At 72.1% G+C, this 20,145-nt stretch carries 20 protein-coding genes; 5 read left to right on the forward strand and 15 right to left on the reverse strand.

The window, feature by feature from the left end:
* Window positions 1-12: 12 nt before the first annotated feature.
* The 3 genes from aroB to aroC are packed head-to-tail and all read right to left on the reverse strand — an operon-like array spanning window position 13 to window position 2,812.
* Window positions 13-1,077 carry a 3-dehydroquinate synthase gene (aroB, locus tag ACOJV7_RS13595; protein WP_420190746.1) on the reverse strand — a complete coding sequence of 355 codons (1,065 nt, stop codon included), beginning with the start codon at window positions 1,075-1,077 and terminating at the stop codon, window positions 13-15.
* Window positions 1,074-1,595: a shikimate kinase gene (locus tag ACOJV7_RS13600; RefSeq protein ID WP_420190747.1), complete on the reverse strand. Its 522-nt coding sequence runs from the start codon at window positions 1,593-1,595 to the stop codon at window positions 1,074-1,076. The genes aroB and ACOJV7_RS13600 overlap by 4 nt, the downstream gene beginning before the upstream one ends.
* Complete coding sequence (gene aroC, locus ACOJV7_RS13605) at window positions 1,589-2,812, reverse strand: chorismate synthase (RefSeq protein ID WP_420190748.1); 1,224 nt, start codon at window positions 2,810-2,812, stop codon at window positions 1,589-1,591. Before aroC ends, ACOJV7_RS13600 begins: the two co-directional genes overlap by 7 nt.
* Before the next feature lie 121 nt (window positions 2,813-2,933).
* Between aroC and ACOJV7_RS13610 the strand changes: the two genes are divergently transcribed.
* Genes ACOJV7_RS13610 through ACOJV7_RS13620 form a run of 3 tightly spaced genes read left to right on the forward strand, consistent with a single transcriptional unit; the run spans window position 2,934 to window position 4,598 of the window.
* On the forward strand, window positions 2,934-3,695 hold the full coding sequence (locus ACOJV7_RS13610) for an ArsR/SmtB family transcription factor (RefSeq protein ID WP_420190787.1): 762 nt from the start codon (window positions 2,934-2,936) through the stop codon (window positions 3,693-3,695).
* A 50-nt stretch (window positions 3,696-3,745) separates the two neighbouring features.
* On the forward strand, window positions 3,746-4,045 hold the full coding sequence (locus ACOJV7_RS13615) for a DUF1905 domain-containing protein (protein WP_420190749.1): 300 nt from the start codon (window positions 3,746-3,748) through the stop codon (window positions 4,043-4,045).
* Between the two features lie 28 nt (window positions 4,046-4,073).
* Complete coding sequence (locus ACOJV7_RS13620; protein WP_420190751.1) at window positions 4,074-4,598, forward strand: hypothetical protein; 525 nt, start codon at window positions 4,074-4,076, stop codon at window positions 4,596-4,598.
* Between the two features lie 19 nt (window positions 4,599-4,617).
* Here ACOJV7_RS13620 and ACOJV7_RS13625 read toward each other — a convergent pair whose 3' ends face one another.
* The 6 genes from ACOJV7_RS13625 to ACOJV7_RS13650 all read right to left on the reverse strand — a co-directional run bounded on the left by ACOJV7_RS13625 (window position 4,618) and on the right by ACOJV7_RS13650 (window position 11,951).
* Window positions 4,618-5,316 (reverse strand): prepilin peptidase, encoded by a 699-nt coding sequence (locus ACOJV7_RS13625; RefSeq protein ID WP_420190752.1) that lies wholly within the window; start codon window positions 5,314-5,316, stop codon window positions 4,618-4,620.
* Window positions 5,316-6,134 (reverse strand): shikimate dehydrogenase, encoded by an 819-nt coding sequence (locus tag ACOJV7_RS13630; protein ID WP_420190753.1) that lies wholly within the window; start codon window positions 6,132-6,134, stop codon window positions 5,316-5,318. Before ACOJV7_RS13630 ends, ACOJV7_RS13625 begins: the two co-directional genes overlap by 1 nt.
* Window positions 6,128-7,291, reverse strand: coding sequence for an endolytic transglycosylase MltG (gene mltG, locus ACOJV7_RS13635; protein WP_420190754.1), 1,164 nt, complete (start codon window positions 7,289-7,291; stop codon window positions 6,128-6,130). The genes ACOJV7_RS13630 and mltG overlap by 7 nt, the downstream gene beginning before the upstream one ends.
* A complete protein-coding gene (gene ruvX, locus ACOJV7_RS13640) occupies window positions 7,288-7,800 on the reverse strand; it encodes a Holliday junction resolvase RuvX (RefSeq protein WP_420190755.1) in 513 nt (170 codons plus the stop codon). Before ruvX ends, mltG begins: the two co-directional genes overlap by 4 nt.
* Before the next feature lie 2 nt (window positions 7,801-7,802).
* Window positions 7,803-10,496 carry an alanine--tRNA ligase gene (gene alaS, locus ACOJV7_RS13645; RefSeq protein WP_420190756.1) on the reverse strand — a complete coding sequence of 898 codons (2,694 nt, stop codon included), beginning with the start codon at window positions 10,494-10,496 and terminating at the stop codon, window positions 7,803-7,805.
* A 162-nt stretch (window positions 10,497-10,658) separates the two neighbouring features.
* On the reverse strand, window positions 10,659-11,951 hold the full coding sequence (locus ACOJV7_RS13650) for a replication-associated recombination protein A (RefSeq protein WP_420190788.1): 1,293 nt from the start codon (window positions 11,949-11,951) through the stop codon (window positions 10,659-10,661).
* 200 nt (window positions 11,952-12,151) lie between these two features.
* On the opposite strand from ACOJV7_RS13650, the gene ACOJV7_RS13655 reads away from it, so the two are divergent.
* Window positions 12,152-12,973 (forward strand): alpha/beta fold hydrolase, encoded by an 822-nt coding sequence (locus ACOJV7_RS13655; RefSeq protein ID WP_420190757.1) that lies wholly within the window; start codon window positions 12,152-12,154, stop codon window positions 12,971-12,973.
* The gene (locus tag ACOJV7_RS13660; RefSeq protein ID WP_420190758.1) at window positions 12,970-13,770 is read left to right on the forward strand and encodes a GNAT family N-acetyltransferase; all 801 of its coding nucleotides are present in this window, start codon (window positions 12,970-12,972) and stop codon (window positions 13,768-13,770) included. Before ACOJV7_RS13655 ends, ACOJV7_RS13660 begins: the two co-directional genes overlap by 4 nt.
* On the opposite strand, the gene ACOJV7_RS13665 is transcribed toward ACOJV7_RS13660, so the two are convergent.
* The 6 genes from ACOJV7_RS13665 to ACOJV7_RS13690 all read right to left on the reverse strand — a co-directional run bounded on the left by ACOJV7_RS13665 (window position 13,730) and on the right by ACOJV7_RS13690 (window position 20,109).
* Window positions 13,730-14,767 carry a GTP pyrophosphokinase gene (locus tag ACOJV7_RS13665; protein WP_420190759.1) on the reverse strand — a complete coding sequence of 346 codons (1,038 nt, stop codon included), beginning with the start codon at window positions 14,765-14,767 and terminating at the stop codon, window positions 13,730-13,732. The genes ACOJV7_RS13660 and ACOJV7_RS13665 overlap by 41 nt on opposite strands.
* Window positions 14,764-15,414, reverse strand: a complete 651-nt coding sequence (locus tag ACOJV7_RS13670; protein ID WP_420190760.1) for an HAD family hydrolase — start codon at window positions 15,412-15,414, stop codon at window positions 14,764-14,766. The genes ACOJV7_RS13665 and ACOJV7_RS13670 overlap by 4 nt, the downstream gene beginning before the upstream one ends.
* Window positions 15,414-17,207 (reverse strand): aspartate--tRNA ligase, encoded by a 1,794-nt coding sequence (gene aspS, locus ACOJV7_RS13675; RefSeq protein WP_420190762.1) that lies wholly within the window; start codon window positions 17,205-17,207, stop codon window positions 15,414-15,416. The genes ACOJV7_RS13670 and aspS overlap by 1 nt, the downstream gene beginning before the upstream one ends.
* 102 nt (window positions 17,208-17,309) lie before the next feature.
* On the reverse strand, window positions 17,310-17,681 hold the full coding sequence (locus ACOJV7_RS13680; RefSeq protein WP_420190763.1) for a YchJ family protein: 372 nt from the start codon (window positions 17,679-17,681) through the stop codon (window positions 17,310-17,312).
* Between the two features lie 35 nt (window positions 17,682-17,716).
* Window positions 17,717-18,406: an NUDIX domain-containing protein gene (locus ACOJV7_RS13685; RefSeq protein WP_420190764.1), complete on the reverse strand. Its 690-nt coding sequence runs from the start codon at window positions 18,404-18,406 to the stop codon at window positions 17,717-17,719.
* Window positions 18,403-20,109 carry a CTP synthase gene (locus ACOJV7_RS13690; RefSeq protein WP_420190765.1) on the reverse strand — a complete coding sequence of 569 codons (1,707 nt, stop codon included), beginning with the start codon at window positions 20,107-20,109 and terminating at the stop codon, window positions 18,403-18,405. Before ACOJV7_RS13690 ends, ACOJV7_RS13685 begins: the two co-directional genes overlap by 4 nt.
* Window positions 20,110-20,145: the final 36 nt, after the last annotated feature.

The raw sequence follows: 20,145 nt of genomic DNA on the forward strand, positions 1-20,145 counted from the left end.
GAGAATCCGTCCTCAGCCCGAGACCGCGGCGTATGCGGTTTGCAGCTGGTCGTCGGTCGGGCCCTCCAGGCGGACGGGGCGAGCGACGTCCTCGAGGACGACGAACCGGAGTAGCGACCCGCGCGTCTTCTTGTCGCGGCGCATCGCCGCCTCGAGCTCGGGCCAGCGCCCGGGCTCGTAGGACGTCGGCAGCCCCACTGACGCGAGCACCTCGCGGTGGCGGTCGACGACGTCACGGCCGAGGACACCTGCCGCGGCGGCGAGCTCGGCGGCGTAGACCATGCCGATCGCCACCGCCTCACCGTGTCGGCGGCGGTACTGCTCGACCTGCTCGATGGCGTGGCCGAAGGTGTGCCCGTAGTTGAGGATCTCGCGCAGCGACGACTCGTTGAGGTCCTGGCTCACGACGTCGGCCTTGACGCGGATCGCGCGCTCGACGAGCTCCAGCGTGTGCGGCCCGTCGGGTCGCCCAGCCGCCTCCGGATCCCCGGCGACGAGGTCGAGGATCACCGGGTCGACGATGAACCCGGCCTTGATGATCTCGGCGAGCCCGGCGACGTAGTCCTCGCGTGGCAGCGTCGAGAGCAAGTCGAGGTCGCAGAGCACAGCCCGCGGCGGGTGGAAGGAGCCGACGAGGTTCTTGCCCTCGGCGGTGTTGATCCCCGTCTTGCCACCGACGGCCGCGTCGACCATGCCGAGCAGCGTCGTGGGCACCTGGACCACGGGCACCCCGCGCAGCCACGTCGCGGCGACGAACCCGGCGAGGTCGGTGACCGTCCCTCCCCCGACGCCGACGACGACGTCGGTGCGAGTGAAGCCGTGCCGGCCGAGCATCGACCACAGCTCGGCGGCGACGACCGCGGTCTTGGCGTCCTCGGCGTCAGGGACGCCGACGGCATACGCCTCGATTCCGCTGTCGCGCAGCGATGCCGTGACCCACTCCCCCAGCGAGCGCATCGACTCGGGGTGCACGACGAGCGCGCGCTGAACGCCGTCTCCCACGACTTCCGCGACGCGCGCCGAGCAGCCGGCCTCGATGACGACGTCGTAGTCACCGCCGACTGAGACGACGCTCACTCGCTGCCCCCGAGCAGCGAGACGATCTCGGCGACGACGTCGTCGACCTCGCGCCCGGCGGTGTCGACGCGGTGGGTGGCGAGGCGCTCGTAGGTCGGGCGGCGCTCGTTCATGAGCTTGGTCCACGCGGCGCGGGGGTTGATGGCGAGCAGCGGCCGGCTCGCGTCGAACCCGACGCGCTTGGCGGCATCGGCGATGCCGACGTCGAGGAAGACGACGACCTGACCGTCGAGGACCTGCTGCGTCTCGGCGTCCATCGGCGCTCCGCCACCGAGCGCGACGACCCCGGCGTGGGCCGCGACGGCCCGGGCCACCTCGGCGCGCTCGAGCGCGCGGAAGGCCGGTTCGCCGTCGAGAACGAAGATGTCGGAGATCGAGCAGCCCTGGTCGGCCTCGATCGCGGCGTCGGTGTCGTGGAACGCGACGCCGAGCGCGCCCGCGAGCGCCTGCCCGATCGTCGTCTTGCCCGACCCGGGCGGCCCGATGAGGACGACCACGGGCCGCTCCCCGCTCACCACGAGCGCATCGTCTCGGGCACGGCGGCGAGGTATGCCGCGTGGTTGCGTCGCGTCTCCTCGACCGAGTCGCCGCCGAACTTCTCGAGGCAGGCGTCGGCGAGGACGAGCGCCACCATGGCCTCGGCGACGACGCCGGCGGCGGGGACGGCCGAGACGTCGGAGCGCTGGTGGATTGCCTTGGCCTCGCCCTCCCCCGTCGTGTCGATGGTGTCGAGCGCACGCGGGACGGTGGAGATCGGCTTCATCGCGGCGCGAACCCGCAGGACGTCACCGTTGGACATGCCGCCCTCGGTGCCTCCGGCGCGGCCGGTGCGGCGGCGGATCGTGCCGGACTCGTCGCGCTCCATCTCGTCGTGGGCGGCCGACCCGCGGCGGGCGGCGGTGCGGAAGCCGTCGCCGACCTCGACACCCTTGATGGCTTGGATGCCCATGAGGGCGCCAGCGAGACGGGCGTCGAGCCGCCGGTCCCAGTGGACGTGCGAGCCGAGACCCGGGGGCAGCCCGTAGGCCAGCACCTCGACGACGCCGCCGAGGGTGTCGCCGTCCTTCTTCGCGGCCTCGACCTCGGCGACCATGGCGGCGGATCCGGCGGCGTCGAGGGTGCGGACGGGGTCGGCGTCGATCTCGGCGACCTGGTCGGGCGTGGGCAGCGGCGCGTCGTCGGCGACACCGGCCGGACCCATCGAGACCGTGTGCGAGACGAGCCGGATGCCATAGGCCTGCTCGAGGAAGCGCGCGGCGACCTCACCGAGCGCCACCCGCGCAGCGGTCTCGCGGGCAGAAGCCCGCTCGAGGACGGGGCGGGCGTCGTCGAAGGCGTACTTCTGCATCCCGACGAGGTCGGCGTGCCCGGGCCGGGGTCGCGTCAGCGGCTTGTTGCGCGCGACCTCCTTCTCGGCGTTGACGTCGTTCGACGCCTCATAGGCCTCGTCGGAGACGGGGTCGGCCGACATGACGGTCTCCCACTTCGGCCACTCGGTGTTGCCGATGCGGATGGCGACGGGTGAGCCCATCGTCAGGCCGTGGCGCACACCGCCGAGGAACTCGACCTCGTCCTGCTCGAACTTCATCCGCGCGCCGCGGCCGTAGCCGAGACGGCGGCGGGCGAGGGCGTCGGCGAGGTCCTTGCGCGTCACCTCGACACCGGCGGGCAGGCCCTCGATCGTGGCCAGGAGGGCAGGGCCGTGGGACTCGCCTGCGGTCAACCATCGGAGCATAAACCGATCCTCCCATGCACCCCACCGACCCCACGGGCGCGGTCAGCACGTGGGCGCGGTCGGGGGCGGACGGCATACGGAGCCTTGACAGGAAACCGATAGGTTTCCTATTGTAGTGGATGTGGACCTCGTCTTCCGGGCCCTGGCGGACCCCACTCGCAGAGCGCTCCTCGACGCGCTCTTCGAGGAGGACGGGCAGACGCTCGGCGCCCTGGTGTCCCGGTTCGAGATGACCCGCATTGGCGTGGCCAAGCACCTCGCCGTGCTCGAGGAGGCCGGTCTCGTCGCCACCCGGCGGCAGGGTCGCGAGAAGCACCACTTCCTCAACGCCGTGGGCATCCGGCAGGTCCACGACCGCTGGGTGAGCAAGTACACCGAGCCCTGGGCCGCCGGCCTCGTCGGGCTCAAGGACGAGCTGGAGGCAGGGAGCATGAGCACGACCAAGGTCTTCGAGATCTACATCCGCACGACGCCCGACCGGCTGTGGCACGCGATCACCGACCCCGAGACGCGACGGCGCTTCCACTTCGGCAACACCATCGAGTCGGACTGGACGCCGGGGTCGCGCTACGCCATGACCCACGACGGGGTCGACCGTCCGCTCGTCGACGGCGAGAACCTCGAGGTGGACCCGCCGCGCCGGCTCGTCCAGAGCTTCCGGGCGCACTGGGACGACGACGCCGAGTCCGCCGGCACGTCGCGCGTCACGTGGGAGATCGAGGAGGTCGGCGACTCGTGCCGCCTCACCGTCGTCCACGACCAGCTGCCCGACGACGTGAGCGAGGCGATCCACGGCGGCTGGCCGATGGTGCTCTCGGGCCTCAAGACCTGGCTCGAGACCGGCACCGAGCTCACCACGCCCGGCTCCCTCATGTACGGCTGAGCTCCTCCCCGACCCCACCCCCGACCCTTCGACCCACGCAGGAGCAGACCATGACCGCACTCGACCGGACCTTCACCGGAACCCTCGCCACGAGCAGCGCGCCCGGCGGCTGGACCTACCTCGTCACCGACTGGACCGCGGAGTTCTTTGGGACGCGCGGCCTCGTCAAGGTGGCGGGCACGATCGACGACCACCCGTTCCGGGGCTCGTTCATGGCGCTCGGCGACGGCACCCACAAGCTCGCCGTGACGCGGGAGGTCCGCGACGCCATCGGCAAGGGCACCGGCGACGAGGTCACCGTCCACCTCGCCGAGCGGCTCGACGACGCGCGGACCGCGGCGACGTCCTGAACCGAGCGCGCGCGGCTACCCTCGCGCCATGACGACGACTCCCCCACCGGCCGCACCGTTCGCCCAGTCCGTCCGAATCCTCGCCGGAGCCCTCATGGCGGGGCTGGTGTTCATCGGCGTCGCGATGTTCTTCGTGCTCGGCACCGACGACACGCCGCCCCTGTGGCTGCCCGTCGCCCAGCTCGTGGCTGGTGTCGTCGTCCACCTGCTGCTGGAGTCGGTCGGCTACCGCGTGCAGCCGCTCGACCCGGACCTGTCCGACGCCGACGCCGAGACGGCGGCCCGGGCCCGGTGGCAGAGCTCGATGGTCCTGCGGTTCGCGCTGAGCGAGGCCATCGCCATCGCGTCGCTCGTGGCGGCTTTCGTGGTTGAGGGCGGGATCCTCGCGTATGCCGTCGGTGCAGTCGTGTCGCTCGTCCTCATGGTCGTCCACGTCTGGCCGTGGGCGCGTCCGGTCGGCAAGGTCGCCGACGCCCTGGAGGCGTCGGGACGGCGCTCGCACCTGCGCGAGGAGTTCGGCGTCCCGGCACCCGGTCCCATCCAGCAGTTCTGACAGTCCTGCTCCGGCGGGCTCAGCGGCCGAGATAACCGTCCATGAGCGGCTGCCCCCACGCCACAGCCACGATCGCGCCCGCGCACATCGCCGGACCGAACGCCATCGCCGACGTCCGCGCCGCACGTCGCGTGACGAGCAGGACGAGGGCGGTGAGCCCGCCGACGACGAAGGCCGCCATCGTCCCGACGACGACGTGCCCGACCGAGAGCCACCCGAGCAGGAGGCCGATCGTCGGAGCGAGCTGGATGTCGCCACCCCCGAACCCGCCGCCGGGCAGGAAGGCGAACGCGAGGTAGAGCACGGTGAGCCCGACGCTGCACAGTCCTGCCGTGAGCAGCCGGTCCCACTCCCCCGTCGCCGCCGTCGGCGGCACGAGCAGCAGCGCGAACGCCGGCAGCGCCGGCCGAGTGAGTCCCACGGGCAGCCGGTGGACGTCGATGTCGATCCACACCAGACACACCGTGAGCCAGGCGAACAACAGGTATGCCGGCAACGCGGCATACGCTGCCGTCTCACCGACCGTGAGCGCGAGGACCAGGACGAGGACGCCGAGCAGCGGGGCGACCCACCACGACGGCGGAGTCGGGTGGTCCGCCTCGTCCTCGACGATCCGGTAGCCGCCGGTCGCGAGCTCACGCGCCGTGAGCCGGCCGACGACGAGCGCGGCGACGACGAGCAGAACGAGGGCGAGGACCGCGAGCACGTCTGCGGACATCAGCCCCCCACGCTCTCGCGGGCGGCGGCGAACATCGGCTCGAGCGGAGGCCGCAGGCCGGTGAAGAGCTCGACCTGGACGGCCGCCTGGTGGACGAGCATGTCGAGACCGGAGACGACCTCGGCGCCGTGGGCGCGGGCGGTCCGGGCCAGCGGCGTCGGCCAGTCGGCATAGATGACGTCGAGCAGGGTCATCCCCTCGACCGTCGATCCGGCCTCGTCCAGCGCCTCGGCTGTCACCGCACTCGCGGCCGGTGGCAGCGTCGAGACGACGAGCCGGCGCGGTTCGTCGGCCCAGCGGTCGAGGGCGACGTGACGTGCGGCCACCCCACGGTTCGCGAGGAGGGCGACGACGGCCTCGGCGGTCGAAGCGTTGCGCGAGGCGACGAGGACGTCGCGCACCCCGAGGTCGACGAGCGCGAGCGCGGCCGAGCGGGCCGTCGCGCCCGACCCGAGGATCGTGGCGGGCCCGCCGTGGTCGACGTGTCCCACGGCGCCGACGATGCCGGCGACGTCGGTGTTGGCCCCGTCCCAGCCACCGTCGTCGCGACGGACCAGCGTGTTGATGGCTCCAGCCGCCTGCGCCACGTCCGTCACCGTGGCGGCCACCTCGAACGCGGCCTCCTTGAGCGGCATCGTCAGGCTGAGCCCACGCCACTCGTCGTCGAGCCCGCGGACCACGTCCGCGAGCTCGGCCTCGGTGACCTCACGACGGACGTAGGTCCAGTCGGAAAGGCCGAGGACGGCATACGCCGCGGCGTGGAGGACGGGTGAGAGCGAGTGCGCGACCGGCGACCCGAGGACGGCCGCCCTCAGCACTTGTCCTTGTTGGCGGAGCACCACTCGTTGAACTCGCGGACGTTGGCGTCGTGCTCGGCCTGGGTCGTCGCGAACTTCGTCTCGCCCGTGGTCGGGTTGACCGCGACGAAGTAGAACCACGGCCCGTCGGCCGGAGCCGCGGCTGCCTCGATCGACGCGGCACCCGGGCTGTTGATCGGCCCCGGGGGGAGGCCCTTCACCTTGTAGGTGTTGTAGGGGCTGTCGGAGTTGCGGGCCTCGTTCGAGGTGCCGGCGCGGCCGCGCTCCTGCTCGATGTAGTGGACGGTGGAGTCCATCTGCAGCATGCCGACGGTCGGGCCGTTGGGGTCGTTGAGGCGGTTCTCGATGACGCGCGCGACCTTGGCGCGGTCGGCGTCACCGTTGACCTCGCCCTCGATGATCGAGGCGATGGTGAGGATGCGGTTGTAGTCGTCCGGCTCCACCCCGGCCTTCTTGAGCTCCGCGAGGGTCTGGGCGACCATCTGCTTGAGCTGGCTGGCGGCGGGGACCTTGTCGTCGAACTCGTAGCTCGACGGGAAGAGGTAGCCGTCGAGCCGGCCCTTCGCCGACTCGGGCAGGCCGAGCGCCTGCGGGTTCTTGGCGGCAGCCTGGTAGTCGGCGACCGGGGCGCCCGTGGCCTTGCTCAGGCGGGCGAAGATCTCGTTGACCCAGAGCCCCTCGGGGATTGTCACTCGCGTGACCGTGCGGTTGGCGGGGTCGGTGAGCAGCGCGAAGGCCTCGCTCGCCTTCATCCCCTTCTTGAGGGAGTAGGTGCCGGCCTGGATGGCCGCGCTCGCCTCCGGGTCGGCCGCCGAGGCGTCGAGGTATGCCGTCCGCGTCTTGACGACTCCTGCCGCCTTGAGCGCGGTGGCGATCGACTCGCCGCTGTCGCCGGCCTTGACCGTGACCTGGACGTCGCCCTCCCCGGGCCCGGGGAAGTCCTCGGCCTCGGAGCTGCCGCCGAGGACCGACGACACGAGTGGCTTGAGGAAGGTGAAGGCGATGGCCGTGGCGCCACCGACGAGGACGAGCGCGAGCAGCAGGGTGAGGAGGCGGCGGCCCTTGCCGCGGCGACGACGCTGGTGACGCTGGCGGCGGCGCTGCTCGTCGGGTGGGGGCTCGCCGAAGATCGTCGTGTCGAGGTGGTTCTGGGTCACCGCTGTCCGTCCTTCGTCTTCGGCCTGCGCCGCTTGTCCCGCACGGGCTCTCCGGGTGGTCGACCCGTGCTCCGCTCCTCGTCCAGTCCGGCCTGGAGGATGAGGACTGCAGCAGCCTGGTCGACGACGGCGCGCTGCCGTCGTCCGTCGACACCACTCTGGCGCAGGGCCCGGTGGGCGTCGACGCTCGTGAGGCGCTCGTCGACGAGACGGACGCCCACGGGAGTCACCCGACGGGCCAACTCCGCAGCATACTTGCGTGCGGCCTCCGCGGCCGGTCCCTCGCCACCCGAAAGTGACCGGGGCAGGCCGACGACGACCTCGAGCGCCTCCCGCTCTTGGGCGAGCGAGACGATCGTGGAGATGTCGTCCTCCCCCGCACCGTCGTCGGTCGGCCAGGTCCGGGTCAGGGTCGCGTGGGGGCTGGCGAGCACGCCCGAGGGGTCGCTGACGGCCACCCCGACGCGCACGGTGCCGACGTCGACCCCCAAGCGGACCCCGGGGCGCATGCTCAACCGACCAGCTCCCCGACGCGCCACTCGACGGCGTTGATGGCCTCACCGGTCTTGCTGAGGTCCTGTCCACCGCCCTGGGCGATGTCGTCCTTGCCGCCGCCACCGCCGCCGAGGGTCTGTGCGGCGATGCGCACGAGCTCCCCGGCCTTGATGCCGCGGTCGCGGGCGGCCTGGTTGGTCGCGATGACGACGACCGGGCGGCCCTTGGCGCCACCGGTCACGGCGACGACAGACGGCGCTCCGTCGCCGAGGCGCTGGCGGGCGTCGAGGACCATGGCGCGCACGTCGTCGGCGGCGGCGTCGCCACCGGCGTCGTGGCCGACGAAGCGGACCCCGCCGACGTCCTTGGCCTGCTCGGTGAGCGAGCCGGCGGCCGCGAGGACGGCCTCCTTGCGGGAGCGCTCGAGCTCGCGCTCGGCCTCCTTGAGGCGGGTGACCATGGCGCCGACGCGCTCGGTCAGCTCACCCGGCTGGGCGCCGACGAGGCCCGAGAGCTCGGCGACGATGGCCCGCTCGCGGGCGAGGAAGCGGAGTGCGTCCATGCCGACGAACGCCTCGAGCCGGCGCACACCGGAGCCGACCGAGGACTCGCCTGTGACGGTGAGCGCCCCGACCTGCGAGGAGTGCCCGACGTGGGTGCCACCGCAGAGCTCGCGCGACCACTCGCCGCCGATCTCGACGACGCGCACGTCCTCGCCGTAGGTCTCGCCGAAGAGCGCGAGCGCACCGATCTCGCGCGCCTGCGCGAGCGGCATCCACGCCGCCGAGACGGGCAGGTCCTTGCGGACCGCGAGGTTGGCGACCTCCTCGATCTCGCTGCGGGTCGCGGCCGAGAGGGCCTGACCCCACGCGAAGTCGAGACGGAGGTAGCCGGGCTTGTTGTAGGAGCCGGACTGCAGGGCCGAGGGGCCGAGCACCTGCCGCAGCGCCGCATGCACGACGTGGGTGCCGGAGTGCGCCTGGCACGCCGAGAGACGCCACTCGGGGTCGACCTCGGCGAGGACGGGCACACCGGAGCGCAACGGGCCGTGGACGACCTCGACCGTGTGGGCGATGAGGCCCTTGACCGGGCGCTGGACGTCCATGACCTTGAGGTGCACGCCGTCGGCGGTGATGATGCCCTCGTCGGCGATCTGGCCACCGGACTCGGCATAGAACGGCGTCCGGTCGAGGACGACCTGGCCGCGCTGGCCGGGCTCGATCTCCTCGACACGCTGGCCGTCGACCACGAGACCGAGGACCTTGGCCTCGCTCGTCAGCTCCTGCCACGCGCGGAAGTCGGTCTCGCCGGCCGCACGCAGCTCCTTCCACACCTCGGTGTTGGCGTGGCCGGACTTCTTGGCCTTCGCGTCGGCCTTGGCGCGGTCGCGCTGCTCCTGCATGAGTCGCGTGAAGCCCTCGCGGTCGACCGACAGGCCCTGCTCCTCGGCCATCTCGAGGGTGAGGTCGATCGGGAAGCCGTAGGTGTCGTGGAGCTGGAAGGCCTGGTCGCCCGCAAGCGTCGAGCCGCCGCTCTCCTTGGTGCGGCTGACTGCGGTGTCGAGGATCGTCGTCCCCGCGGCGAGGGTGCGCCGGAAGGCCTCCTCCTCCGCGTAGGCGATCTGGCTGATCCGGTCGAAGCCGGTCTCGAGCTCGGGGTAGGACTGCTTCATCCGCTCCATCGAGACGGGCAGGAGCAGCGGCAGCGCCGGGTCGTCGAAGCCGAGCAGGCGCATCGAGCGGACCGCCCGGCGCAGCATGCGGCGCAGGACGTAGCCGCGGCCCTCGTTGCCGGGGGTGACGCCGTCGCCGATGAGCATGAGCGAGGAGCGGATGTGGTCGGCGACGACGCGCAGGCGCACGTCGTCGGGGTTCGACTCGCTGGCGGCGTGCCCGGACGTCGCGCCGTAGGTCTTGCCGGTGAGCTCGGCCGCCTTCTCGAGGACGGGGTAGACCTCGTCGATCTCGTAGAGGTTGTCGACGCCCTGGAGGATGCTCGCGATCCGCTCGAGGCCCATGCCGGTGTCGACGTTCTCGGCGGGCAAGGGGCCCGCGAGATCGAAGTCGACCTTGGAGCGGACGGCGCTCAGCTCGTACTGCATGAAGACGAGGTTCCAGATCTCCATGTAGCGGTCCTCGTCGACCGCCGGACCGCCCTCCTGGCCGTACTCGGGACCGCGGTCGTAGAAGATCTCGCTGCACGGGCCACCGGGGCCCGGGACGCCCATGTGCCAGTAGTTGTCGGCCTTGCCGCGGCGGACGATGCGCTCGAGCGGGATCGCGGTGTATTCCGCCCAGAGGCGCTCGGCCTCGTCGTCGTCCTCGTAGACGGTGGCCCAGAGGCGGTCCGGGTCGAGGCCGTAGCCGCCCTCGTCCTGCGAGGAGGTGAGCAGCTCCCACGCCATCTTGATGGCGTCCTTCTTGAAGTAGTCGCCGAAGGAGAAGTTGCCGTTCATCTGGAAGAACGTGCCGTGGCGCGAGGTCTTGCCGACCTCCTCGATGTCACCGGTGCGGACGCACTTCTGCACGCTCGTGGCCCGGTCCCACTGCGGCGTCTCCTGCCCCAGGAAGTAGGGCTTGAACGGCACCATCCCGGCGTTGACGAAGAGCAGGTTGGGGTCGTCGTGGATGAGGGGCGCGGAGGGCACCACCGTGTGGCCGTTCTTCTCGAAGAAGGCGAGCCAGCGGCGCCGGATCTCAGCGGTTTCCATGCAGAGTCAGTCCTGGGGTCGTCGTGCGGCGTGTCGGAGCATCGGCCCGGAGTGGGGCACCGATGAATCCTACGTGTCGCGCCCCCTGGGTCGCGCTCGCGTTCCCGGCAGGTCGCCGGGCTGGGGCCCCTCGCACGAAGGTGCCGCCCGGCTCGGTGGCGGTCAGCCGCGGCCCAGGCGCTCCTTGAGCCAGGTCCAGCGCTCCTGCAGCCGCGCCTCGAACCCCCGGTCGGTCGGCTCGTAGTACGACGTCTTGCCGTGCAGGTCGTCGGGGAGGTACTGCTGCTTCGCGACGCCGTCGGGTTGGTCGTGCGCATAGACGTAGCCGTCGCCGTGCCCGAGACGGGAGGCACCGGCATACCCGCTGCCACGGAGGTGAGGAGGCACTGCCCCGCCGCGCCCGGCGCGCACGTCCGCGATCGCGGCGTTGATGCCGGAGTAGGCCGCGTTGCTCTTGGGCGCGAGCGCGTTGTGGACGACCGCCTGCGCGAGGATGATGCGCGCCTCGGGCATGCCGATCTGGGCGACGGCGTGCATCGCGGCGACGGCGGTCTGCAGAGCCGTCGGGTCGCCCATGCCGACGTCCTCGCTCGCGGCGATGACGATGCGGCGCGCGATGAACCGGGGGTCCTCCCCCGCCTCGAGCTGGCGGGCGAGGTAGTGCAGCGCGGCGTCGACGTCCGAGCCTCGCATCGACTTGATGAACGCCGACGCGACGTCGTAGTGCTGGTCGCCCGTCTTGTCGTAGCGGACTGCGGCCTGCGCCACCGCCTGCTCCGCGTGGGCGAGCGTGATTGTCACCTCCTCCGCGTCGGAGGTGATCGGGGCGTCGTCCTGGGCCACGCCTGCCGCCGCCTCGAGCGAGGTGAGGGCGCGCCGCGCGTCGCCGCCGGAGATGCGCACGAGGTGCTCGCGCGCCTCCTCAGACAGCACGTATGCCGCGTCGAGACCGCGCGCGTCCGTCACCGCCGAGTCGAGGACGTCGGCGACCTGCGCGTCGTCGAGCGAGGTGAGGGTGATGAGCATCGAGCGCGACAGCAGCGGGGCGATGACCGAGAACGAGGGGTTCTCGGTCGTCGCCGCGACGAGGATGACCTGGCGCGTCTCGACGCCGGGCAGGAGGGCGTCCTGCTGCGCCTTGGTGAAGCGGTGGATCTCGTCGAGGAAGAGCACGGTCTGCCGCGCGTAGAGGTCGCGGTTGCGGGCCGCGGCCTCCATGACCGCCCGCACGTCCTTGACGCCGGCAGTGACCGCGGAGAGCTCGACGAACTCGCGGTCGGCGGCGGTGGCGACGAGGTGGGCCAGGGTCGTCTTGCCGGTGCCGGGCGGGCCCCAGAGGATCGCGCTCAGCGGGCCGGCGGTGCCGCCCGAGCCCTCGATGAGCCGGCGTAGCGGGCTGCCGGGGCGGAGGATCTCGCCCTGACCGCGGACCTCCTCGACGCTCGCCGGCCGCATCCGGACCGCGAGCGGCGGCAGCGTCGACGCGCCACCGCCGTCGGTGGAGGCGAAGAGGTCGGCAGCAGACACCCGAGCACCCTAGCCGGAGGGGATGACATGTGACCCGCATCACACCAGGCGCCCGTTGAGCGTGTGCCGAACTCCGTGCCTAGGGTCGAAGGTGCCCTGATGTTGTCCGGCTCCACGAAAGGTGACACATGTCCGACACGACCTCCACCTCCACGCCGCTGCACCACGAGGACACCGGCGGCGACGGTCGCCCCGTCGTCCTCATCCACGGCTGGCCCCTGTCCGGCGCCTCGTGGAAGGACACCGTCCCCGCGCTCACCGCGGCCGGCCTGCGCGTCATCACCTACGACCGGCGCGGGTTCGGCCAGTCCGCGCCCGACCCCGACGGCCGCTACGACTACGACTCGCTCACCTCCGACCTCGCCGACCTGATCGAGCGGCTCGACCTGCGTGACGTCTCGCTGGTCGGGTTCTCGATGGGCGGCGGCGAGGTCGCCCGCTACGTCGGCACGCGCGGCGAGGACCGCGTGCACAGCCTCGTCTTCGCGGGCGCGATCCCGCCGTGGCTGCTCAAGAGCGACGAGAACCCCGACGGTGGGCTCCCCCGCGAGGAGGCCGAGAAGATGCAGGAAGGCCTGCGCGCCGACCGCGAGGGCTTTCTCGACGAGTTCACGACGAACTTCTTCAGCGCCGACGGCGAGCTCAAGGTGACGCAGGAGCAGCGCGAGGAGGCGAAGGCGCTCGCCGCGCAGGCCGACCTCGACGCCGCCGTCGCGTGCATCGCATCGTGGCTCGAGGACTTCACCGGCGACCTCGCCAAGGTCACCGTCCCGACCCTCGTCATCCACGGCGACTCCGACGCCATCGTGCCGGTCGAGGTGTCCGGCCAGCGCACCCACGAGCAGGTCGCGGGCAGCGAGCTCGTCGTCCTCGAGAAGGGCCCGCACGGCATCAACACGAGCCACCGCGACGAGTTCAACGAGGCCCTGGTCTCCTTCCTCACCCGGTGAGCCGGTCCGGTCGCGGCGTCGAGCCGCTCCAGTCCCGGGACGAGCTCGTCGCCGCGACCGCCGACCACGCCTTCGCCCGCTTCGACCTCGCGCCCACCGTCGTCGACCCCGGCCTGCGCGTCATCGGCTCCAGCACCGTCGCGTGGGCGCAGCACTGGTCGGACGGCCGGCTCGGGGTCATCGTCCTCGGCGACCCGGACGGCGTGACCGCCCTCGCCGCCGAGGACGCCACCCGCGCCTGGGTCGAACGGCTCGCACCCGACCACGTCACCGCACCCGCAGACGCCTACGAGCCGCTGCGCGAGGGGCTCGACCTGCGAGGCGGCAACGCATGGGACCGCACGTGGACGACGACTCCCCCACCGGCGATCCCGGCCGAGCGCGACGTCGCCCCCCACGACGGTGACGACGACGAGCTCACCGACTTCGTGCGGACGCACAACCAGCAGCCGCACGCACTGCCCGGCCGGCACCCCGACCAGCGCTGGGTGGTCGTGCGCCAGTCCGGCCGGCTCGTCGCCTGCGGCTGTACCGAGCCGGGCAACACCGACGTCCCCCTCATCGGCGGCATCGTCGTCGACCGAACGCAGAGGGGACGTGGGCTGGGAGCAGCCGTGACGGCATACCTCACGCGGGACGGCCTCGAGCGGACCGGCGCGTGCACGCTCGGGGTGTTTGCCGACAACGACCACGCGCGTGGTCTCTACGAGCGGCTCGGCTACGCCGTCGGGCTCCGGGCGCGCACCGGCTTCCCGGTCAGGGCTGGGAGCCGCGGACCTTCTCGAGTCGGGCGGTGAGCGACTCGACGCGGTGCGCGTTGCCGTGGAGGTTGATGTAGCGCGGGCCGAAGACGGCGAGGAGCACGTCGTCGAGGCGGCGCACGGCTCCGGCCGGGTAGCGGTAGTCCATCCGCTCGTTGATGCCCTGCGCGTCGACCGTGCCGAGGAGGCCACCGAGCTCGTCGAGCGAGGTGATGCCGAGCTCGAGCAGCAGGCCGGAGATCCACGAGTAGTGGTCCGTGCGCGACCACCCTGCGTCGCTGAACTGCGCGGTGAGGAACGCCGCCAGGTCGGCACCGGCGATCCGCGGGTCGTCGTCGAGGCTGCCGGTGTCCAGCGGTCCGGCCGTCTGGAGTCGGTCGCTGATCGCCGTGAACTCGCGGTCCGCGAGCTCCAGCAGGCCTGCGGCGAGCGTGAACCGGCGGTCGAGGTCGCTCACGTCGGCGGCCGGGACGGACCCCTTGTAGCGGACGTCGTGCTCGAACTCGGCCCAGGCGTGCTGGAGGATCGTGCGCACCTGCACCGAGGCGGAGCGCCCCTTGAGGTGTGCGTATGCCGGGTCGCTCGCCTCGCCGTCGAGCGTCACGAGGAGGTGCCGGCTCGAGTAGCCGAAGCGACCCTGCTGCGCGGTCTCACGACCGAGGTCGCGGTCGTCGAGGACGCTGAACTCGCCCGCGAGGAGGTCGGCCACCGCGGCGACGTCGCGCTGGAGGTAGGTGACGACGCGGACGCCGACCTGGTCGGTGATCTCGGTGAGCGGGTCGGCGTAGGCCGGGACGTCGCCGATCATCCGCGACGCCTTGCCGGCGAACGAGGCGACGCTCTTGGCGCGGCCGGTGACGCTGACGTAGTTGATGCCGGCGTCGTCGAGCAACGCGGTGACCATCGTGACGAACTGGTCGGCCACCCGGCGCAGCTCGGGCTGGAGCTGGGCGTAGCGCTGGACGGCGTCGTGCACGGCGGCCGGGACGCTGCCGGACGAGGCGGCGGGCTGGCCGGCGGGGTGCTCGGTCATGCGGCCCACCCGAGGGCGGCGCGAAGGCCCGCGACGCCGGAGGCCGGGTCGTGGTGCACCGCGCGGATGCCGAGACCGCGCGCGGTCTCGACGTTGGCCAGGCTGTCGTCGACGAACCCGACGGTGCCTGCGTCCTCGAGGGCGATGCCGAGGCCCTCGAGGACCCGCTCGAAGTACGCGGGTTCGGGCTTCATCGCCCCGAGGTCGCACGAGTAGAAAGAGCGCGAGAAGACGTCGTCGTAGCCGAACGTGCGGCGCAGGAAGGCCTTGCGGTGGTCCTGCTGGTTCGTCGCGAGGACGCACGTCACGCCCGACTCGGCGACCTCGCGCACGAGGTCCACAGCGGCCGGGTCACCGTCGACCTGCTCCCAGAGGCCCAGGAGGTCGTCGAGCGAGGCGGTGACCTCGGGTCGCTCGCGCAGCAGCCGAGCGAGCGACTCGCGGAACGGCTCCTCACCGCGCAGGGCCGGGATCTCGGCGGCGAAGAGCGCCTCGGCGAAGCCCGGGCCGCCCCAGTCCTCGAGCCGCGGCCGCCACTCGTGGCGTGGGTGCTGCAGCACGCCGTCGGCGTCCCAGAGCAGGACGCCGACGGGGCGCGCGGAGTCCAGCGGCCGCGCCTGCACGGAGAGGTCGGCCGCCGAGGACATCAGGCCTTCTCGCCCGGTGCCTCGGGCTTGGCGTCGACGCCGGCCTCCTTGCGCTGCTCCGGCGTGATGGGCGCCGGGGCCGCGGTGAGGGGGTCGTAGCCGCCACCGGACTTGGGGAAGGCGATGACGTCGCGGATCGACTCGGTGCCGGCGAGGAGGGAGACGATGCGGTCCCAGCCGAAGGCGATGCCGCCGTGCGGGGGCGCACCGAAGGCGAAGGCGTCGAGGAGGAAGCCGAACTTCTCCTGTGCCTCCTCGTCGGACAGGCCCATGACCTTGAAGACCCGCTCCTGCACGTCGCGGCGGTGGATACGGATCGAGCCACCGCCGATCTCGTTGCCGTTGCAGACCATGTCGTAGGCGTAGGCGAGCGCCGGGCCCGGGTCGGTGTCGAAGGTGTCGAGGAACTCGGCCTTGGGCGAGGTGAAGGCGTGGTGCACGGCCGTCCACGCCCCCCCACCGACGGCGACGTCACCGGCGGCGACGGCCTCGGAGGCGGGCTCGAAGAGCGGCGCGTCGAGCACCCAGAGGAAGCTCCACGCGTCCTCGTCGATGAGCTCGCACCGCTTGCCGATCTCGAGGCGCGCGGCGCCGAGGAGGGCGCGCGAGGACTTCGTCGGTCCCGCGGCGAAGAAGACGCAGTCGCCGGGCTTCGCGCCGACGTGGGCGGCGAGGCCGGCCTTCTCCTCGTCGGAGAGGTTCTTGGCGACCGGTCCACCGAGCTCCCCGTCCTCCTGCACGAGGACGTAGGCAAGGCCCTTGGCGCCGCGGCTCTTGGCCCAGTCCTGCCACGCGTCGAGCTGCTTGCGCGGCTGGCTCGCGCCGCCGGGCATGACGACGGCGCCGACGTACTCCGCCTGGAAGACCCGGAACGGGGTGTCCTTGAAGTAGTCGGTGCACTCGACGAGCTCGTTGCCGAAGCGGAGGTCCGGCTTGTCCGAGCCGAAGCGCGCCATGGCGTCGGCGTAGGTCATCTGCTCGAACGGGGTCGGCAGGTCGACGCCGATGAGCTTCCAGACCTCCTTGACGATCGCCTCGCCGAGCTCGAGGACGTCCTCCTGCTCGACGAAGCTCATCTCGATGTCGAGCTGGGTGAACTCGGGCTGGCGGTCGGCGCGGAAGTCCTCGTCGCGGTAGCAGCGGGCGATCTGGTAGTAGCGCTCCATGCCGGCGACCATGAGCAGCTGCTTGAAGAGCTGCGGGCTCTGCGGCAGGGCGTACCACGAGCCTGGGGCGAGACGCGCGGGCACGAGGAAGTCGCGGGCACCCTCGGGCGTGGAGCGGGTGAGCGTCGGGGTCTCGATCTCGACGAAGTCGCGCTCGCCGAGCACCGTGCGGGCGGCCGCGTTGACGCGCGAGCGCAGCCGGATCGCGGCACCGGCCGACGACGCGCCGGGGCGGCGCAGGTCGAGGTAGCGGTGCTTGAGGCGCGCCTCCTCGCCGACGGTGACGCGCTCGTCGATCTGGAACGGCAGCGGCGCGCTGGGGGCGAGCACCTCGATCGCGGAGGCGACGACCTCGACCTCACCCGTGGGGAGCTCGGCGTTGACGTTGGACTCACTGCGCGCGACGACCTCACCCGTGACCTTGATGCAGAACTCGGCGCGCAGGTCGTGCGCGGCGCCCGTGAGGACCTCGTCGCGCGCGACGACCTGGACGACACCGCTCGCGTCACGCAGGTCGATGAACGCCACTCCGCCGTGATCCCGACGCTTGGCCACCCAACCGGTGAGCGTGACGGTCGAGCTGGTGTGGTCGGCGCGCAGGGTGCCGGCCTCATGGGTGCGGAGCACGGGGGGTCCTTCGGGACGGGGGTGGATGAACGCCCGTCATCCTACGGAGTCGCGCCCCACGGGCACGAACCGGATTCGGGTGCTACGAGGCGTGTGCGGCCGTCAGTCGGTGGACGTGACGCCGTCGCGGTAGAACCACCGCCCGGCCCGCCGGGTGAACGTGCTCAGCTCGCGCACGGCTCCGCGCTGCCGCACCGCACCCTCCCCCGACGTCCAGTGGGCGGCGAACTCGACCGTCCCCTCCTCCTCGCCCTCGGTCGCCGACAGCACGTCGAGACCGGTCCACGTGAGGCTCGCGTCGGCCTCGACCCGCTCGGGCCGGGTCGCGGGGTGCCACGTGCGGAAGAGGTGGTCCTCATCACGGACGACGTATGCCGTGTAGCGCGACCGCATCACGGCCTCCGGGGTGGGTGGCCAGGACTCCCCCGCGAGGTAGGGCCCGCAGCACGCGCTGAGCGCAGCACCCGCGGGCACGCCGCCGCAGGGGCAGGGCCCGCTGCCGCCGGGGATCACGCGCCGCCCGCGCTGCCGGAACCCTGCGCATCGGAACCCTGCGCGTCGGGACCCTGCGCATCCGGGCGCTGCGGCCACGGGGCGTCGTGCGGGCGCAGGTCCCGCCAGCCCCGCTCCTTCGCGACGTGCGCGGCGAGGAGGCTGCTGACGAGGATGCCGTTCTGGAGGCGACCGGCGAGCACCGCGGCGACGACGTCGTCGAGCGCGACCCAGGCGACCGGCATACCGTGCTCCTCCGCCTCGCGGGCGTGGCGCTCGTCCTCCGCGACCGACTGCACGTCACGGGCGAGGAAGACCCGGATCGCCTCGTCGAGGCCACCGGGTGACGGGTGCAGGTCGACGAGCAGGTCCCATCGGCCGGCGGTGAGGTCCGCCTCCTCGTGGAGCTCGCGAGCAGCCGCCTTCCACGCCGGTTCCCCCGCGACGTCGAGGAGCCCTGCGGGGATCTCCCAGTCGCGGGTGCGGATGGGGTGGCGGTACTGCTGGACGAGGCACACGCGGTCCTCGTCGTCGAGCGCGACGACGGCGACGGCGCCGGGGTGGCGGACGTACTCGCGCACGTGCGTCCCGGCGTCGCCGAGGTCGACCTCGTCACGGACGACCTCCCAGACGCGGCCCTCCATGACGACCTCGCTGTGCCGGACAGGCTGCGGGTCGAGGTCGTCCTGGAGCGGCTGCGACGTCACGGGGCGTCGGCCTCCACCGGGACCTTGGGGCGCTCGACCTCGACGAGGCGCGCGGCGCGCTGCTCCTCGATGGCCGCGCCGATGAGCCCGGCGAAGAGGGGGTGCGCGCGGGTCGGGCGCGACTTGAACTCGGGGTGCGCCTGCGTCGCGACGTAGTAGGGGTGGTCCTCACGGGCGAGCTCGACGAACTCGACGAGCCCGAGCTCGGGGTGCGTGCCCGAGATGACGAGACCGGCGGACTCGAGCTGCTCGCGGTAGAACTCGTTGACCTCGTAGCGGTGGCGGTGGCGCTCGTCGGCGCTCGTCGCGCCGTAGACCTGGGCGACGACCGAGCCCTCGCGCAGGTCGGCGCGCTGCGAACCGAGGCGCATCGTCCCGCCGAGGTCACCCGCGCCCTCGACGAACGCCTTCTGCTCCTCCATCGTCGCGACGACGGGAGCCGGGGTCTCGGGGTCGAACTCGGTCGAGCTCGCGCCCTCGATGCCGGCGACGTTGCGCGCGAACTCGATGACCATGCACTGCAGGCCGAGGCAGATGCCGAGGGTGGGCACGCGGTGCTCGCGGGCCCACGTGAGGGCGCCGAGCTTGCCCTCGATGCCGCGGACGCCGAAGCCACCGGGCACGAGGACGGCGTCGACGCCGCCGAGGGACTTCTGCGCCCCCGAGGGGGTCTGGCACTCGTCGCTGGCGACCCAGCGGATGCGCACCTTGGCGTCGTGGTGGAACCCGCCCGCGCGCAGAGCCTCGGTGACCGAGAGGTAGGCGTCGGGCAGGTCGATGTACTTGCCGACGAGGGCGACCTCGACCTCGTGCTCGGGGTGGTGCACCCGGCCGAGAAGGCGGTCCCAGTCGGTCCAGTCGACGTCGCGGAAGATGAGCGAGAGGCGCCGGATGACGTAGGCGTCGAGGCCCTCGCGGTGCAGGACCTTGGGGATGTCGTAGATGCTCGGCGCGTCGACTGCGGCCGCGACACCCTCGGTGTCGACGTCGCACATGAGCGAGATCTTGCGCTTGATCGGCTCGGGGATCTCGCGATCCGCCCTCAGGACAAGGGCATCCGGCTGAATGCCGACCTGGCGGAGCGCGGCGACGGAGTGCTGTGTCGGCTTGGTCTTGAGCTCGCCGCTCGGTGCGAGGTAGGGCACGAGCGAGACGTGGAGGAAGAAGACGTTGTCCCGGCCGAGGTCGTGGCGCACCTGGCGGGCTGCCTCGAGGAAGGGCAGGCTCTCGATGTCGCCGACGGTGCCGCCGATCTCGGTGATGATGACGTCGGGCGCCTCGCGGTCGTCGACGCCGTGGGCACCGGCGGCCTGGGCCCGCATGCGGTCCTTGATCTCGTTGGTGATGTGCGGGATCACCTGGACCGTGTCACCGAGGTACTCGCCGCGGCGCTCCTTGGCGATGACCTGGTTGTAGACCTGACCGGTCGTGACGTTCGCACTGCCCACGAGGTTGCGGTCGAGGAACCGCTCGTAGTGGCCGACGTCGAGGTCGGTCTCGGCACCGTCGTCGGTGACGAAGACCTCACCGTGCTGGAACGGGTTCATCGTCCCTGGGTCGACGTTGAGGTAAGGGTCGAGCTTCTGCATCGTCACGCGCAGACCGCGTGCCCTGAGCAGGAATCCGAGGCTTGACGCCGTGAGGCCCTTGCCGAGCGATGAGGCGACGCCTCCGGTCACGAAGATCTGTTTCGTCTGAGCCACCACGGGCTTCAACAATACGTCATGCCGCCGGTCACG

This window comes from Knoellia tibetensis (assembly GCF_048606415.1).
GTDB classification, from domain to species: Bacteria; Actinomycetota; Actinomycetes; order Actinomycetales; family Dermatophilaceae; genus Knoellia; species Knoellia tibetensis.

Bases quoted from the DNA above. Each gene is read 5' to 3' on its own strand.
- aroC (WP_420190748.1), bottom strand. From the start codon at position 2,812: ATGCTCCGATGGTTGACCGCAGGCGAGTCCCACGGCCCTGCCCTCCTG.
- ACOJV7_RS13615 (WP_420190749.1), top strand. From the start codon at position 3,746: ATGACCGCACTCGACCGGACCTTCACCGGAACCCTCGCCACGAGCAGC.
- ACOJV7_RS13620 (WP_420190751.1), top strand. From the start codon at position 4,074: ATGACGACGACTCCCCCACCGGCCGCACCGTTCGCCCAGTCCGTCCGA.
- ACOJV7_RS13625 (WP_420190752.1), bottom strand. From the start codon at position 5,316: ATGTCCGCAGACGTGCTCGCGGTCCTCGCCCTCGTTCTGCTCGTCGTC.
- ruvX (WP_420190755.1), bottom strand. From the start codon at position 7,800: ATGCGCCCCGGGGTCCGCTTGGGGGTCGACGTCGGCACCGTGCGCGTC.
- alaS (WP_420190756.1), bottom strand. From the start codon at position 10,496: ATGGAAACCGCTGAGATCCGGCGCCGCTGGCTCGCCTTCTTCGAGAAG.
- ACOJV7_RS13650 (WP_420190788.1), bottom strand. From the start codon at position 11,951: ATGCGGCCGGCGAGCGTCGAGGAGGTCCGCGGTCAGGGCGAGATCCTC.
- ACOJV7_RS13655 (WP_420190757.1), top strand. From the start codon at position 12,152: ATGTCCGACACGACCTCCACCTCCACGCCGCTGCACCACGAGGACACC.
- ACOJV7_RS13665 (WP_420190759.1), bottom strand. From the start codon at position 14,767: ATGACCGAGCACCCCGCCGGCCAGCCCGCCGCCTCGTCCGGCAGCGTC.
- ACOJV7_RS13670 (WP_420190760.1), bottom strand. From the start codon at position 15,414: ATGTCCTCGGCGGCCGACCTCTCCGTGCAGGCGCGGCCGCTGGACTCC.